The organism is Piscinibacter gummiphilus, from assembly GCF_002116905.1.
In the GTDB taxonomy this organism is placed as follows: domain Bacteria; phylum Pseudomonadota; class Gammaproteobacteria; order Burkholderiales; family Burkholderiaceae_C; genus Rhizobacter; species Rhizobacter gummiphilus.
In genome coordinates this window covers 1,366,688-1,382,493 of record NZ_CP015118.1, presented here as the reverse complement: position 1 = coordinate 1,382,493, position 15,806 = coordinate 1,366,688, and the positions used below count along the sequence as shown (strand labels likewise).

General features: G+C 70.0%; 13 protein-coding genes. All 13 read right to left on the bottom strand.

Annotation, left to right across the window (positions count from 1 at the left end; all coding sequences use genetic code 11):
- Positions 1–105: 105 nt before the first annotated feature.
- From ftsA to rsmH, 13 genes are read right to left on the bottom strand one after another with little or no spacing between them, the layout of a single operon-like run.
- On the bottom strand, positions 106–1,335 hold the full coding sequence (gene ftsA, locus A4W93_RS06290) for a cell division protein FtsA (RefSeq protein WP_085749803.1): 1,230 nt from the start codon (positions 1,333–1,335) through the stop codon (positions 106–108).
- Positions 1,336–1,343: 8 nt separating this feature from the next.
- On the bottom strand, positions 1,344–2,174 hold the full coding sequence (locus A4W93_RS06285; protein WP_085749802.1) for a cell division protein FtsQ/DivIB: 831 nt from the start codon (positions 2,172–2,174) through the stop codon (positions 1,344–1,346).
- Between the two features lie 7 nt (positions 2,175–2,181).
- Positions 2,182–3,147, bottom strand: coding sequence for a D-alanine--D-alanine ligase (locus A4W93_RS06280; RefSeq protein ID WP_085749801.1), 966 nt, complete (start codon positions 3,145–3,147; stop codon positions 2,182–2,184).
- Positions 3,144–4,553, bottom strand: a complete 1,410-nt coding sequence (gene murC, locus A4W93_RS06275) for a UDP-N-acetylmuramate--L-alanine ligase (RefSeq protein WP_085749800.1) — start codon at positions 4,551–4,553, stop codon at positions 3,144–3,146. Before murC ends, A4W93_RS06280 begins: the two co-directional genes overlap by 4 nt.
- Positions 4,550–5,626, bottom strand: a complete 1,077-nt coding sequence (murG, locus tag A4W93_RS06270) for an undecaprenyldiphospho-muramoylpentapeptide beta-N-acetylglucosaminyltransferase (protein WP_085749799.1) — start codon at positions 5,624–5,626, stop codon at positions 4,550–4,552. The genes murC and murG overlap by 4 nt, the downstream gene beginning before the upstream one ends.
- Positions 5,623–6,879, bottom strand: coding sequence for a putative lipid II flippase FtsW (gene ftsW / locus A4W93_RS06265; protein WP_085749798.1), 1,257 nt, complete (start codon positions 6,877–6,879; stop codon positions 5,623–5,625). Before ftsW ends, murG begins: the two co-directional genes overlap by 4 nt.
- Positions 6,876–8,684, bottom strand: a complete 1,809-nt coding sequence (murD, locus tag A4W93_RS06260; RefSeq protein ID WP_085749797.1) for a UDP-N-acetylmuramoyl-L-alanine--D-glutamate ligase — start codon at positions 8,682–8,684, stop codon at positions 6,876–6,878. Before murD ends, ftsW begins: the two co-directional genes overlap by 4 nt.
- 4 nt (positions 8,685–8,688) lie before the next feature.
- Entirely contained in the window at positions 8,689–9,870 is a 1,182-nt protein-coding gene (gene mraY / locus A4W93_RS06255; RefSeq protein ID WP_085749796.1) for a phospho-N-acetylmuramoyl-pentapeptide-transferase, read from the bottom strand.
- Complete coding sequence (locus tag A4W93_RS30195) at positions 9,860–11,266, bottom strand: UDP-N-acetylmuramoyl-tripeptide--D-alanyl-D-alanine ligase (protein ID WP_085754056.1); 1,407 nt, start codon at positions 11,264–11,266, stop codon at positions 9,860–9,862. The genes mraY and A4W93_RS30195 overlap by 11 nt, the downstream gene beginning before the upstream one ends.
- On the bottom strand, positions 11,266–12,774 hold the full coding sequence (locus A4W93_RS30190) for a UDP-N-acetylmuramoyl-L-alanyl-D-glutamate--2,6-diaminopimelate ligase (RefSeq protein ID WP_085749795.1): 1,509 nt from the start codon (positions 12,772–12,774) through the stop codon (positions 11,266–11,268). The genes A4W93_RS30195 and A4W93_RS30190 overlap by 1 nt, the downstream gene beginning before the upstream one ends.
- Positions 12,774–14,567 (bottom strand): peptidoglycan D,D-transpeptidase FtsI family protein, encoded by a 1,794-nt coding sequence (locus A4W93_RS06240; RefSeq protein ID WP_085749794.1) that lies wholly within the window; start codon positions 14,565–14,567, stop codon positions 12,774–12,776. The genes A4W93_RS30190 and A4W93_RS06240 overlap by 1 nt, the downstream gene beginning before the upstream one ends.
- Positions 14,564–14,854: a cell division protein FtsL gene (ftsL, locus tag A4W93_RS06235; protein ID WP_085749793.1), complete on the bottom strand. Its 291-nt coding sequence runs from the start codon at positions 14,852–14,854 to the stop codon at positions 14,564–14,566. The genes A4W93_RS06240 and ftsL overlap by 4 nt, the downstream gene beginning before the upstream one ends.
- On the bottom strand, positions 14,851–15,804 hold the full coding sequence (rsmH, locus tag A4W93_RS06230; protein ID WP_085749792.1) for a 16S rRNA (cytosine(1402)-N(4))-methyltransferase RsmH: 954 nt from the start codon (positions 15,802–15,804) through the stop codon (positions 14,851–14,853). Before rsmH ends, ftsL begins: the two co-directional genes overlap by 4 nt.
- Positions 15,805–15,806: the final 2 nt, after the last annotated feature.

Genomic DNA, 15,806 nt, shown 5'->3' with positions numbered 1-15,806 from the left:
GTCTTCTGTCGTCGGATTGCTGGCGGCCCCCGGCTCTCCAGCAGGTGACAACCCAGGCATTCACAAACGTGCTTCGTGCTCATGTTGTTGACGTCCGGGTTGATTTCAGAAGTTGCCCAGGAACCAGTCCTTGAGGCGACCAAACCATGTCTTGACGGAACCGGCCTGCTGCGCCGCCTTCATGCCGCGCGAGCGGCCGAGGCGCGCTTCGTCGAGCAGGCCCATCACGGTGGCCGAGCGCGGGCTCGCGACCATGTCGTGCAGCGCGCCGTGGTACGTCGGGATGCCCTTGCGCACCGGCTTCAGGAAGATGTCCTCCGCGAGTTCGACCATGCCCGGCATCACCGCCGCGCCGCCGGTCAGCACGATGCCGGACGAGAGCAGCTCCTCGTAGCCGCTCTCGCGGATCACCTGGTGCACGAGCGAGAAGATCTCCTCCACGCGCGGCTCGATCACACCGGCCAGCGCCTGGCGGCTGAGCATGCGCGGCGCGCGGTCGCCGAGGCCCGGCACTTCCAGCTGCTCCGACGGATCGGCCAGCAGCTGCTTGGCCACGCCGTACTCCACCTTGATCTCTTCCGCGTCCTTCGTGGGCGTGCGCAGCGCCATCGCGATGTCGCTCGTGATCAGGTCACCCGCGATCGGGATCACCGCGGTGTGGCGGATCGCACCGTCGGTGAAGATGGCGACGTCGGTGGTGCCCGCGCCGATGTCGACGAGCGCGACACCCAGGTCCTTCTCGTCGTCGGTGAGCACCGCGTGGCTCGACGCGCTCGGGTTCAGCACGAGCTGGTCCACCTCGAGGCCGCAGCGGCGCACGCACTTGATGATGTTCTCGGCCGCGCTCTGCGCGCCCGTCACGATGTGCACCTTGACCTCGAGGCGCCCGCCGCTCATGCCGATGGGTTCCTTGACCTCGTGGCCGTCGATCACGAACTCCTGCGGCTCGACGAGCAGCAGCCGCTGGTCGTTCGGGATGTTGATGGCCTTGGCGGTCTCGACCACGCGCGACACGTCGACCGGCGTGACCTCCTTGTCGCGCACGATCACCATGCCCGTGCTGTTCTGGCCGCGGATGTGGCTGCCGGTGATGCCGGTGTAGACGCGCGTGATCTTGCAGTCGGCCATCATCTCGGCCTCCTTCAGCGCCTGCTGGATGGACTGCACCGTCGCGTCGATGTTGACCACCACGCCGCGCTTGAGGCCGTGTGCCGCCGCGATGCCGAGGCCGGCCACGCGCAGCTCGCCGCCGGGCAGGACTTCGGCCACCACGGCCATCACCTTGGCCGTGCCGATGTCGAGTCCCACCACGAGGTCTTTGTATTCTTTGGCCATGTTCTCTCTCAGTTTCTTGCTGCCGCCACACCCGCCGCGGCGGCCTGCGTGGTCGTGATGCCCTTGAGCCGCAGTGCGTACCCTTCGTTGTGGCGCAGGTCCGCGAACAGCAGCGGGCGCTGGTAGCGCGCGATCACCTGCGCCACCGTGCCGGTGAAGCGTTCGCTGCGCGCCACGAGTTCGTCCTCGGTGCCGCGGCCCAGCTCGACCTCCGCGCCGTTGTCGAACACCGCGTGCCACGAGCCGCGGCCGCTCAGGGTCAGCGCCTCCATGTTCATGTCCATGCGCTCGAAGACCGGGCTGAGGCGGCGGTAGGCCGACAGCACGAGCGGCGCCGAGCCCTCCGGGCCCTGCAGCGTGGGCAGCGAATCGTCCTCGACGTCGCCGACGTTCGCCTGGAACACCTCGCCGAACGTGTTCACCAGCTGGTCGCTGCCCTCTTCCATCGACCACAGCGCCGCGGCGCGGTGCTCCTCCAGCAGCACGTTCAGCCGGTTGGGCCACACCCGGCTCACGACCGCGTGGCGCACCCACGGCACCGCCTCGAACGCGCGCTGGCCCTGCCCCAGGTCGAGCGTGAAGTAGTTGCCGGTGATGCGCGGCAGCGCGTTCGCGCGGATCGTCGAGACGCTGTTGCGTGTCACGTCGCCTTCCACGCGGATGCGCCGCACGTCGAACATCGGTTGCCGCACCAGCCACACCACCAGCCCGACGAGCACGATCAACGCGGCCAGGCTGAACAGCACCGAGGCGGTGATGTTCATCAGGCGCACGTCGAGCGGCCGCTCGCGCACGTCGGCGCGTGCGTCGGAGTTGGCGAAGTTGGCGCGGCGGTTCATCGGACGGTCAGGCGCGGCTGTCCAGCGTGGCGCCCGCGATCAGCTGCAGGCAAAGTTGTTCGTAGCTGATGCCGGCCGCCTTCGCGGACATCGGCACGAGCGAATGGGAGGTCATCCCCGGCGACGTGTTGATCTCGAGCAGGAACGGCTTGCGGTCGGACTTGCGGATCATCAGGTCGGCCCGGCCCCAGCCGCGGCAGCCGAGCGTGCGGTACGCCGCCACCACGACGCGCTGGATCTCCGCCTCCTCCGCCGCGGGCAGGCCGCTCGGGCAGTGGTACTGCACGACGTCGGTGAAGTACTTGTTCTGGTAGTCGTACGCACCGTCGGGCGCGGCGATGCGGATCACCGGCAGCGCGCGCGCCGTGGGGCCCGCGCCGAACACCGGGCACGTGACTTCCTCGCCGTCGATGAACTCCTCGCACAGCACGTCGGGGTCGTACTTCGCGGACAGCGTCACCGCCGCGGCCATCTCGGTGGCAGTCGTCACCTTGGTCACGCCGATGGACGAACCCTCGCGCGGCGGCTTGACGATCAGCGGCAGGCCCAGGCTGCCCGGCACCGCGGACACACGCGCCGCGTCCTGTTCCTCGGGCGCGAGGCGAACATACTTCGGCGTGGGCAGCCCTTCGGCGATCCACACCCGCTTGGTCATCACCTTGTCCATCGCGATGCTCGAGGCCATCACGCCGGAGCCGGTGTACGGGATGCCGAGCAGTTCGAGCGCGCCCTGCACCGTGCCGTCCTCGCCGTGGCGGCCGTGCAGCGCGATGAAGCAACGCGAGAAGCCCTGCTTCTTCAGTTCGCCGAGTTCGTGCTGCGCGGGATCGAACGCGTGCGCATCCACGCCCTGCGACTGCAGCGCGGCCAGCACGCCGTTGCCCGACATCAGCGAGATGTTACGTTCGGCGGATTCACCGCCCATCAGCACGGCGACCTTGCCCAGCGCCTTCACATCGATCGAGGTGCTCATGCCCCCTCCTTCAGCAATTCGAGGACCTGCCCCGGGACGGCGCCGATCGTGCCGGCCCCCATCGAGATCACGACGTCGCCGTCGCGGGCGTGTTCCACGATGGCCGCCGGCATCTGCGCGATGTCGTCGACGAAGATCGGGTCCACCTTGCCCGCCACGCGCAGCGCGCGGGCGAGCGAACGGCCATCGGCCGCGACCACCGGCGCCTCGCCGGCGGCGTACACCTCGCCCAGCAGCACGGCGTCGGCCGAGCCCATCACCTTGACGAAGTCCTCGAAGCAGTCGCGCGTGCGGGTGTAGCGGTGCGGCTGGAACGCGATCACGAGGCGGCGGCCCGGGAACGCGCCGCGCGCCGCCGAGATCACCGCGGCCATCTCCACCGGGTGGTGGCCGTAGTCGTCGATCAGCGTGAACGTGCCGCCCGACCGCGCCGGCTGTTCGCCGTAGCGCTGGAAGCGGCGGCCCACGCCGCGGAACTCGCCGAGGGCCTTGACGATCGGGCCGTCCGGCAGCTCCAGCTCGGTGGCCACCGCCACCACGGCCAGTGCGTTCAGCACGTTGTGTTCGCCCGGCAAGTTCAGCGTGACCTCGAGGTCGGGCATCACCACGCCGTTGCGCCGCTGCACCGTGAAGCGCATCTGGCCGCCCTCGAGCGCCTGCACGTTCACGGCGCGCACCTGCACGTCCTCGCCAAAGCCGTAGGTGACGACCGGACGCGAGACCATCGGAATGATGGACCGCACGCCGGCGTCGTCGCCGCACAGCACCGCCGCACCGTAGAACGGCATGCGGTGCAGGAACTCGACGAACGCGCCCTTGAGCTTGCTCAGGTCGTGGCCGTACGTGTCCATGTGGTCGGCGTCGATGTTCGTCACGACCGACAGCACCGGCAGCAGGTTCAGGAACGACGCGTCGGACTCGTCGGCTTCCACGACGATGTAGTCGCCCGAGCCGAGGCGCGAGTTCGCACCGGCGGCGTTCAGGCGCCCGCCGATCACGAACGTGGGGTCGAGCCCGGCCTCGGCCAGCACGCTGGTCACGAGCGACGTGGTGGTGGTCTTGCCGTGGGTGCCGGCGATCGCGATGCCCTGCTTCAGGCGCATCAGTTCGGCGAGCATGACCGCGCGCGGCACCACCGGCACGCGCTTCGCGCGCGCGGCGATCACCTCGGGGTTGTCGCCCTTCACCGCCGTGGACGTGACGACCGCCTCGGCGCCCTGGATGTGCGCCGCGTCGTGGCCCACGAAGACCTTGATGCCGAGCGACGCGAGGCGCTGCGTGACCGAGTTGTCACCCTGGTCGGAGCCGGACACCGCGTAGCCGAGGTTGTGCAGGATCTCGGCGATGCCGCTCATGCCGGCGCCCCCGATGCCCACGAAGTGGATGTGTTTGACGGCGTGTTTCATGACACCAGCTTCTCAAGTTCGTCGGCCACGCGCGCGGCGGCGTGCGGCCGGGCCAGCGCGCGGGCCTTGCCGGCCATCGCGAGCAGCGCCTCGCGATTGAGCTGGGCCAGCAGGTCGGCCAGCGCGCGCGGGCTGAAGTCGGCCTGGGGGAGGTGGACACCGGCGCCATGCGAGGCGAGCCACTCGGCGTTGTCGCGCTGGTGGCTGGTGGTGCTGACGATCAAAGGCACGAGAACTCCAGGAACGCCCGCGGCACACAGCTCGCTGACGGTGACCGCGCCGGCGCGGCAAAGAATGAGGTCGCACGCCGCGAGGCGTTCGGCCATGTTGTCGATGAAGGGCACCACCTCGGCGTCGAGCCCCATCGACGCGTACGCGGCCTGGGCCGCGGCGAGGTTGGCCTGCCCCGTCTGGTGGACGATGCGCGGACGCTGGTCGGGCGCCAGCAGCGCGAGGGCCTGCGGCACCGTGTCGTTCAACACGCGCGCGCCCAGGCTGCCGCCCACCACCAGCAGTTTCAGCGGGCCGGTGCGGCCGGCGAAACGCTGCGCCGGCTCGGCGATGGCCTCGATCTCGGCCCGCACCGGGTTGCCCGTGACGAGCGCGCCCTTCGTGCGCTGGGCGGCCTTGCCCTCGAAGCCGAAGCCCACGCGGTCGGCCACCGGCAGCAGCGCCTTGTTGCTCATCAGCAATGCGGCATCGGCGTTGACGAGCATCAGCGGCTTGCCGATCAGGGAGGCCATCAGCCCGCCGGGGAAGCAGACGTACCCACCCATGCCCAGCACGGCGGACGTGCCGCGGCGGCGCAGGATCTTCAGGCAGCTCCAGAACGCCGCGAGCATCCGCAGCCCGCCGGTCATCGTGTGCAGGAGGCCCTTGCCGCGCAGGCCGCTGAACGTGATCGTGTCCATCGGGATGCCCGACGGCGGCACGAGCTTGTTCTCCATGCCTTGCGTGGTGCCGAGCCAGCTCACGGTCCAGCCGCGCTGCTGCATCTCGCGCGCGACGGCGAGGCCGGGAATGACGTGACCGCCCGTGCCGGCGGCCATGATGACGAGGTGGCGTGAACTCATGCCCTGCCCCCTCTCATCATCTGCCGGTTCTCGATGTCCACCCGCACCACGATGGCGAGCGCGACGAGGTTGAGCAGGATCGCCGACCCGCCGAAGCTCATCAGCGGCAGCGTCAGCCCCTTCGTGGGCAGCAGCCCGAGGTTCACGCCCATGTTGATGAAGGCCTGGCCACCCATCCAGATGCCGATGCCCTGCGCGAACAGGCCCGCGAACACGCGGTCGAGCGCGATGGCCTGGCGGCCGATGTGGAAGAGGCGGCGCGAGAGCCAGAAGAACGCGACGATCACGCAGGCCACGCCCACGAAACCCAGTTCCTCGCCGATCACGGCGAGCAGGAAGTCGGTGTGGGCCTCGGGCAGGTAGTGCAGCTTCTCGACGCTCGAGCCCAGGCCCTGGCCGAAGATCTCGCCACGGCCGAACGCGATCAGCGAGTGCGACAGCTGGTAGGCCTTGCCGAGCGTGTACTTCACGTCCCACGGGTCGAGGTACGCGAAGATGCGCTCGCGGCGCCACGGGCTGGTCGAGATCATCAGCACGAAGGCGCCCACCAGCACGAGCGTGATGATGAAGAACATGCGGCCGTTCACGCCGCCGAGGAACAGGATGCCCATCGCGATGGCCGCGATCACGAGGAACGCGCCCATGTCGGGTTCGGCCAGCAGCAGCAGGCCCACCACGCCCACGGCGATGGCCATCGGGAACACCGCGCGGAAGAAGTTCTCCTTCACCTCCATCTTGCGCACCATGTAGTCGGCGGCGTAGAGGGCCATCGCGAGCTTCGCGAGTTCGGACGGCTGGAAGTTCATGATGCCGAGCGGGATCCAGCGGCGTGCGCCGTTGACCTCGCGGCCCACGTGCGGGATCAGCACGGCGATCAGCCCGAGCAGCGTGGCCACGAAGATCCACGGCGCGTACTTCTCCCACAGCGTGAGCGGCAGCTGCACCACCACCAGCGCGGCGATGAACGCGATGCCGATCGCCAGGAAGTGGCGGGTCAGGAAGTGCGTGGACTTGTAGAGCGTGAACTTCGGGTTGTCGGGCATCGCGACGGACGCCGAATACACCATCACCGCGCCCAGCGCGAGCAGCGCCACCACCATCCACACGAGCGGCTGGTCGAAGTTCTGCAGGCGCACGGGCTGGCCCGTCGGGCCGCTCCAGTCCCGGATGGGCACGCTGGTGTCGCGCTGGAAGAGCGCCTGCACGCGCTCCTTCAGCTTGTCGAGTCCGAGCCGCTGGGTCAGCGTCGTCATGCGAGGGACCCTCCGCGGTCGGCCGCGATCGCCTGCACCTCGGCCACGAAGACCTCGGCGCGGTGCGCGTAGTTGCGGAACATGTCGAGGCTCGCGCAGGCCGGGCTCAGCAGCACGGCGTCGCCCTCGACGGCGCGGTCGAAGGCCCAGCGCGTGGCGGCCTCCAGCGTCTCGTGGCGCTGCACGGTGACGTCGGTGCCCTGCAGCGCGGCCTCGATGTCAGCCGCGTCGCGGCCGATGGTGGCCACGGCGCGCGCGTGGTGGCGCACCGGGTCGCGCAGCGGCGTGAAGTCCTGGCCCTTGCCGTCGCCGCCGAGGATCACGACCAGGCGCGACGGCGCCTTGTCGGCCCCGAGGCCGGTCAGCGCGGCCACGGTGGCGCCCACGTTCGTGCCCTTGCTGTCGTCGTAAGCCTCGACGCCGTCGATGCTCGCGACGAACTCCACGCGGTGCGGCTCGCCGGTGTACTCGCGCAGGCCATGCAGCATCGGCGCGATGGGGCAGCCCACCGCGGTGGCGAGCGCCAGCGCCGCGAGTGCATTGGCCGCGTTGTGGCGGCCGCGCACGCGCAGCGCGTCGGCCGGCATCAGGCGCTGAATCACCAGCTCTTCTTCCTCGACCACGGCACCGCGCTTGCGGCGCACCTGCGGCTCGTCGCTGACGAGGGCGCGCACGAGCCACGTGATGCCGTTCTGCGTGAGCAGGCCGTAGTCGCCCGGGCGTTGCGGGGCGTCGAGCCCGAAGCGCACCACCTCGCGTTCGATCGGCTTGGCGAAGCGGCCCTTGCCCGGCACCGGCTTCGGGATCATCGCGACCACCAGCGGATCGTCGCGGTTGATCACCATCACGGCGGCCCGCCCGAACGAACGCGCCTTGGCCTCGGCATAGGCGTCCATCGAGCCGTGCCAATCGAGGTGGTCCTGCGTGACGTTGAGCACGGCGGCGGCCGACGGCTCGAAATTCTTCACGCCGTCGAGCTGGAAGCTGGAGAGTTCGAGCACCCACACGTCGGGCAGGTGTTCGAACACCGGGCCCGGCGGGGGCGGCGGGATCAGGTGCGGCGGCGGGCCGCCACCGGTGACTTCGGCGTCGGACTCTTCCGGCGGCAGGGCGGCCGCGGCGGGCTCCTCGTCCGGAGCGTCCTCGGCGGTTTCGTCGACAGGCGCATCGGCCGGCGCGTCGTCGGCCGGGACCTCCGCCGGTGCTTCGACGGGAACCTCCGCCACCGCCTCGGTCACCTCGACCGCGGCTTCCGCTTCCGCGGGTTCATCGGCCACGACCTCGGGTTCCGGCTCCAGGTCCAGGAACGACGACAGCGTGTCGAGCATCGTGGGCCCGATGTTGCCGGCCACGGCCACGCGTTGGCCGGTGCGCTCGACGAGCTGCGCCGTCATCGACGTGGTGGTGGTCTTGCCGTTCGTGCCGGTGATCGCCAGCACCTTCGGCGCGTACTGCCGGTCGGCCTTCAGGTCGGCCAGCGCCGAGGCGAACAGGTCGAGTTCGCCGCCGACCGGGATGCCGGTGGCACGGGCCTGCGCGAGCATCGGCGCGACGCGCGGGTCGTTCGGCGCAAGCCCCGGGCTCTTGAAGACCATCTGCACGCCGTTGAGCGAGCGGTCGTCGAACTCGCCGGCGATGCGGCGCGCCTCGGGCACCTGCTCGGCCAGCGCCGCCGCGTGCGGCGGGTTCTCGCGCGAATCCCAGACGGTCACGGCCGCGCCGAAGCGCGCGCACCAGCGCGCCATCGCGAGCCCGGAATCTCCGAGCCCGAGCACCAGCACCGAAACGTCCTTCAGGTACTTCATGGTCCTACCGCAGCTTGAGGCTCGCGAGTCCCACCAGGCACAGCAGCATGGTGATGATCCAGAAGCGCACGACCACCTGGGTCTCGCGCCAGCCCGATTTCTCGAAGTGGTGGTGCAGCGGCGCCATCTTGAAGATGCGGCGCCCCGTGCCGTAGCGCTTCTTCGTGAACTTGAACCACGACACCTGCAGCATCACCGACAGGGCTTCGACCACGAAGATGCCGCCCATCACGGACAGCACGATCTCCTGGCGGGTGATCACGGCGATGGTGCCCAGTGCGCCGCCGAGCGACAGCGCGCCCACGTCGCCCATGAACACCTGCGCGGGGTGGGTGTTGAACCACAGGAACGCCAGGCCCGCACCGGCCATGGCCGCGCAGAAGATCAGCAGTTCGCCGGCGCCCGGGATGTACGGGAACAGCAGGTACTTCGAGTACACCGAACTGCCCACCACGTACGCGAACACGCCGAGGGCCGAGCCCACCATCACGACCGGCATGATGGCGAGGCCGTCGAGGCCGTCGGTCAGGTTGACCGCGTTGCTGCTGCCCACGATCACGATGTAGGTCAGGATGATGAAGCCGAACACGCCCAGCGGGTAGCTGATGCTCTTGACGAACGGGATCATCAGGTCGGCCTTCGGCGGCAGGTCGTTCGAGAAGCCGCTCTGCACCCAGCGCAGGAACAGCTCCAGCACGCGCAGGTTCGACGTCTCCGACACGCTGAAGGCGAGGTACAGAGCCGCCACGAGCCCGATCAGCGACTGCCAGAAGTACTTCTCGCGCGAGGCCATGCCCTCCGGGTTCTTGTGCACGACCTTGCGCCAGTCGTCGACCCAGCCGATGGCACCGAAGCCCAGCGTCACGAGCATCACGATCCAGACGAAGCGGTTGCTCCAGTCGAACCACAGCAGCGTGCTGACGGCGATGCCGAGCAGGATCAGCACGCCCCCCATCGTGGGCGTGCCACTCTTCACGAGGTGCTCCTGCACGCCGTATTCACGGATCGGCTGGCCGATCTTCAGCGCCGTCAGGCGGCGGATCACCCACGGGCCCATGGCGAGACCGATCAGCAGCGACGTCATCGCCGCGAGCACCGCACGGAACGTGAGGTACTGGAACACGCGCAGGAACCCGAGTTGTTCGGGGTAGGTGTTCTGCAGCCATTGAGCCAGGCTAAGCAGCATTCGGTTTTCCTTGGATCTGGGAAGAACCGGCCGTGGGCGACAGCAGTGCCGCCACGACCTGTTCCATCTTCATGAAGCGCGACCCCTTGACCAGCACGGCGCGGGCGGCGGGCGCCTGCGGCAATGCGGCGACCAGGTCGGCCACGCTGTCGAAATGTCGGCTGCCGGCGTACGCGCCGGCGGCATGGCGGCACAGCTCGCCCACCGTCCAGAAGTGATCGACCCCCTGCGCCTTCGCATAGGCGCCCACCTCCTCGTGGAAGGCGGGGCCCTGGTCGCCCACTTCACCCATGTCGCCCAGCACGAGCCAGCGCGGGCCCGTCATCTGCGCGAGCACGTCGACGGCCGCGCGGGCCGAGTCGGGGTTCGCGTTGTACGTGTCGTCGACCACCGTGACCGGCTGGCCGTGCAGCACCGCGGTCTTGAGCTGCGAGCGGCCCTTGACCGGCTCGAAGGCCTCGAGGCCGCGCACGACGGCGTCGAGCGGCGCGCCCGCGGCGAGCGCGCAGGCCGTGACGGCCAGCGCGTTCTTGACGTTGTGCAGGCCGGCGATGCGCAGCTGCACGGCGTGGAAGCCGGCCGGCGTGTGCAGCATCAGCGACCAGTGGTCGTCGACCCATTCGGCATCCGCCGTGACGTCGGCCGGCCCCTGCAGCGCGAAGGTGACGCTCGGGCGGGTGCCGGCGAGGTCGTGCCAGATGGGCGCGTAGGTGTCGTCGGCCGGGTAGACCGCGACCCCCGCCGGGCCCAGGGCCTCGATCACGGTGCCGTTCTCGCGGGCCACGGCCTCGACCGTCGCCATGAACTCCTGGTGCTCGCGCTGCGCGTTGTTGACGAGCGCGACGGTGGGCGCGGCCATCTCGGCCAGGCCGGCGATCTCGCCCGGGTGGTTCATGCCGAGCTCGACCACGCCGGCGCGGTGCCACGTGAGCGTGTCCTGGCGCAGGCGCAGCAGCGTGAGCGGCACGCCGATGTCGTTGTTGAAGTTGCCGACGGTGGAGAAGGCCCCCTCGCCCACCCACGCCTTCAGCACGCTCGCGAGCATCTGCGTGACGGTGGTCTTGCCGTTGCTGCCGGTGACGGCCACGAGCGGCAGGTGCTTCTGCGCACGCCACGCCTTCGCGAGTTCGCCGAGGGCGCGCTTGCTGTCGGGCACGAGCAGGCCCGGCAGGCCCGCCTCGGCGAGCCCGCGTTCGGCCAGCGCCGCGACGGCGCCGGCGGCCTTGGCCTGCGCGAGGAAGTCGTTCGCGTCGAACCGTTCGCCGCGCAGTGCGACGAAGAAGTCGCCCGCCTGCAGCGTGCGGGTGTCGGAGTGCACGCGGGCGAGCGCCACCGCGCCGTCACCGACGAGGGTGGAACCGGGCAGCAGCGCGTGCGCCTGGGCGAGTGTCATCATCATCGTGCGGCCCTCCGGGCCAGTGCGGCCTGCGCCTCGGCCACGTCGGAGAACGGGTGCTTCACGCCGGCGATCTCCTGCTCGGCCTCGTGGCCCTTCCCGGCCACCAGCACGACGTCGTGGGCCTTCGCGCCGTTCACGGCGTGGGCGATGGCGGCGCGGCGGTCCTCGATCAGCATGACCGGGGCCTGCGCGCCCATGCCGGCAGCGATCTGCCGCAGGATCTCGGCCGGGTTCTCGCTGCGCGGGTTGTCGCTCGTGACCACGACGTGGTCGGATCGTTCAGCGGCGATGGCGCCCATCAGCGGACGCTTGGTGGCGTCGCGGTCGCCGCCGCAGCCGAACACGGTCCACAGCTGGCCGCCGCGGGCCTCGGCCAGCGGGCGCAGCGCGCCGATGGCCTTCTCGAGCGCGTCGGGCGTGTGGGCGTAGTCGACCACCACCTCGGGGCCGTCGTCGCCCGGCACCCGCTGCATGCGGCCCGGCACCGGCGTCAGCGATGCGCACACCGCGGCCGCGTCGGCGAGCGGCACGCCAGCCGCGCGCAACGCACCGATCACGGCCAGCACGTTCGCCGCGTTGTAGTCGCCGATCAGGCCCGTGTGCACGGCCACCGTGTGGGGACCTTCGTTCAGCGTGAACGACAGGCCGCCGGCCTGGTAGTGGATGTGGCGCGCCTGCAGCCGCGCCGCGTGGTGCGCCTGCGCGCTGAAGGTCCACAGGTCGAGGCCGCGGTCGTCGAGCTGGCGCGCGAGCGTGGCGCCCTGCTCGTCGTCGACGTTGATGACCGCCGCGCGCAGCCCCGGCCAGGCGAACAGGCGCGCCTTCGCTTCCCAGTACGCAGCCATGCCGCCGTGGAAGTCGAGGTGGTCGCGCGTGAAGTTCGTGAACATCGCGACGTCGATGCGGGCGCCGGCGAGGCGCTGCTCGACGATGCCGATGGACGACGCCTCCATCGCGCAGGCCTCGAAGCCGGCGTCGACGAAGCGGCGGAACGACGCCTGCAGCGTCACCGGGTCCGGCGTGGTGAGGCCGGTGGAGACCACCACGGCCTGGGGCGCCGCGGCCGACGGCGGTTCGCCGACGCCCAGCGTGCCGATGACCCCGCAGCGGCGGCCGAGCAGGCTCATCGCCTGGGCCACCCACCACGCGCAGGAGGTCTTGCCGTTGGTGCCGGTCACCGCGAACACTTCCAGGTGTTCGCTGGGCCGGCCATGGAAGCGGTGGGCCAGTTCGCCGGTGACGGACTTCAGGTCGGGTACCGCGGCGCACACGGCGCCATCGAGCGCGAACGCATCGGCGCCGTCCGCCTCGACGAGGCACGCCACGGCACCGTTTTTCAGTGCGGACGGCACGAACTGGCGGGCATCGACGCCGTAGCCGGGCCACGCGATGAACGCGTCGCCGCGCTGCACGCGGCGGCTGTCGGTGGCCAGTGCCAGCGCGCCGCGGTCGCGCAGCCAGGCCACGGTGGCATCGAGGTCGCGGAGCAGGGTGAGGCTCGTCATCAGAAGCTCTCCTCCACGGCCGGCAGCGTCTGCGCGACGATCTGCGGCCGCACGTCCAGGTCGGGCTGCACGCCCATCGAACGCAGCGTCTTGCCGACGACCTCGCTGAACACCGGCGCGGCCACGTCGCCGCCGAAGTACTTGCCGTCGGAGGGTTCGTCGACCATCACCGCGACGATGATGCGCGGGTTCTTGATGGGCGACAGGCCCACGAACCACGAGCGGTACTTCTTCTCGGCGTAGCCCTTGCCTTCCTGCTTGTGCGCCGTGCCGGACTTGCCGCCGACCGAGTAGCCGAGCACCTGCGCCTTCGGCGCGGTGCCACCCGGTGCGGCCGCGGTCTGCAGCATCTCGCGCATCTGCGCGGCGGTGTCCTTCGAGATCACGCGCACGCCGGGCACGCGGCCGTCCGGGCCGATGTCGGGGTTCTTCAGCAGCGAGATGGGCAGGATCTCGCCGTCGTGGGCGAACACGGTGTACGACCGCGCGATCTGCAGCAGGCTCGCCGACAGGCCGTAGCCGTAGCTCATGGTGGCTTGCTCGATGGGGCGCCACGTCTTGTACGGACGCAGGCGGCCCGTCACCACGCCGGGGAACTGCACCTGAGGGCGCTGGCCGAAGCCGGCCTGCGTGAAGATCTCCCACATCTCGCGCGGCTGCATCGTCAGCGCGATCTTCGCGGTGCCGATGTTGCTGGACTTCTGGATCACCTCGGCCACCGTCAGGTTGCCGTGCGCGTGCGAGTCGGAGATGGTGGAGCCGTGGATCGTCATGCGGCCCGGGGCCGTCTGGATCACGGTGTTGCGGTTGATGCGGCCGGTGTCCATGGCCAGCGCCACCGTGAACGGCTTCATCGTGGAGCCGGGTTCGAACACGTCGGTCACCGCCCGGTTGCGCAGCTGCGCGCCGGTGAGGTTGCGGCGGTCGTCGGGCTGGTAGCTCGGGTAGTTCGCCAGCGCCAGCACCTGGCCGGTCTGGGCGTCGAGCATCACCACGCTGCCCGCCTTGGCCTTGTGCATCACCACGGCGTCGCGGATGCGCTGGTACGCGAAGGACTGGAACGTGGCGTCGATCGACAACTCGATGTCGCGGCCGTCCACCGGGGCCACCGGCTCGACCATGTCTTCCACGACCCCGCCCAGGCGGTTGCGCACGACGCGGCGCGAGCCCTTGCGGCCCTGCAGCTCGTCCTGGAACGCGAGCTCGATGCCTTCCTGGCCGCGCTCCTCGCTGTTGGTGAAGCCGACGATGTGCGCGGCGGCCTCGCTGTACGGGTAGTCGCGGCGGAACTCCGACTGCATCGACAGGCCCTTGATGCCGAGCGCCATCACGTCCTTCGCGACCTGCTCGTCGAGGTTGCGGCGCAGCCAGACGTAGTTCGGGTTGTCGTCGAGGCGGCCTTCCAGCTCGGACACGGTCATGCCCAGCAGCTTCGCGAGCTGGCGGCGCTGGTCGCGGTCGGCCGAGAACGCCTTCGGCAGCACGGCCAGCGACTTCGACGGCACGCTGGCGGCCAGCAGCTGCCCGTTGCGGTCGATGATGCGCCCGCGGCTGGCGGCGAGCGGCAGCGTGGCCGCATACCGCATCTCGCCCTGCTTCAGGAAGAAGTCGTTGTTGATGATCTGCACGTAGGCCGCGCGGCCCACGAGCGCGACGAAGCCGAGGCCCACGAGGCCGACCAGGAAACGCGAGCGCCACGGCGGCGTCTTCGAGGCGAGCAGCGGGCTCGTCGTGTACATGACGCTGCGCACGCTCGGCTGCGCCTGGCGGGACGTGGTGTTGCCGCGGCTCATCGCGACACCCCCGAGGCCGGCACCGCGGCGTACGTGACGTATTCGGTGACGGCCGGCGTGGCCGTGCGCATCGCGAGCTTGTCGCGCGCGACCCGCTCCACGCGCAGCGGCGTGGCCTGCGACTGCTTCTCGGACTTGAGCCGCTCGTGCTCGATGTCGAGCTTGCGCGCGTCGCTCTGGGCGATGTCGAGCGCCGTGTAGAGGCGGCGCGCGTCGTACGACACCCGCACGAGGTACAGGCAGCTGCCAATGAGCGCGACGAGCAGCACGAGGTTCAGCCGCGTCATGGCGCCACCCCGACGTCGGTGCGTTCGGCCACGCGCATCACGGCCGAGCGGGAACGCGGGTTGGCGTCCACCTCGGCCTCGGACGGCTTCACCCGGCCCAGCGCCTTCAGGCGGCTGGGCTTGGGTTCGGCGAACGGGGCGCGGCGGTCGTAGACCGATTTGCTCTCGTTCGCGATGAAGGTCTTGACGATGCGGTCTTCGAGCGAGTGGAAGCTGATGACGACCAGGCGCCCGCCGGGCGCCAGCAGGTTCATCGCGGCGTTCAGTCCCTGTTCGAGCTCCTCAAGCTCGGCGTTGACGAAAATCCGAAGAGCTTGAAATGTGCGCGTTGCAGGGTTCTGGCCCGCTTCTCGGGTCTTGACCGCACCAGCCACGAGGTTGGAAAGGTCTGTGGTGGTGCGAACAGGACTCCCGCCTTCGCGCCGAGCAACAATCGCCTTTGCAACCGAAACAGCAAACCGTTCTTCCCCATAGTTTTTTATCACCTCCGCGATCTGGCGCTCATCGGCGCGGGCCAGGAAATCCGCGGCGCTTTCGCCCCGCGACGTGTCCATGCGCATGTCCAGCGGCCCGTCGAAACGGAAGCTGAAACCGCGTTCGGGGTTGTCGATCTGCGGGGACGAGACCCCGATGTCGAGCAGGATGCCGTCGACACGTTCCACACCGGCGCTGGCGACGACGTCGGCCATGCGGGCGAACGGGGCGTGATGAATGGAAAAACGCGGGTCATCGACCCGCGTGGTACCCGCACCCGCCGCCGCCACCGCATCGAGGTCCCGGTCGATCGCCAGCAGGCGACCTCCCGGCCCGAGCCGTGACAGCAGCAGCCGCGAGTGGCCGCCGCGCCCGAACGTGCCGTCGACATAGATGCCGTCGGGACGCGTGACGAGGGCGTTCACCGCTTCCTCGAGAAGGACGGTGTGGTGGATGAGCGGATCGGCGGGGGCCATGG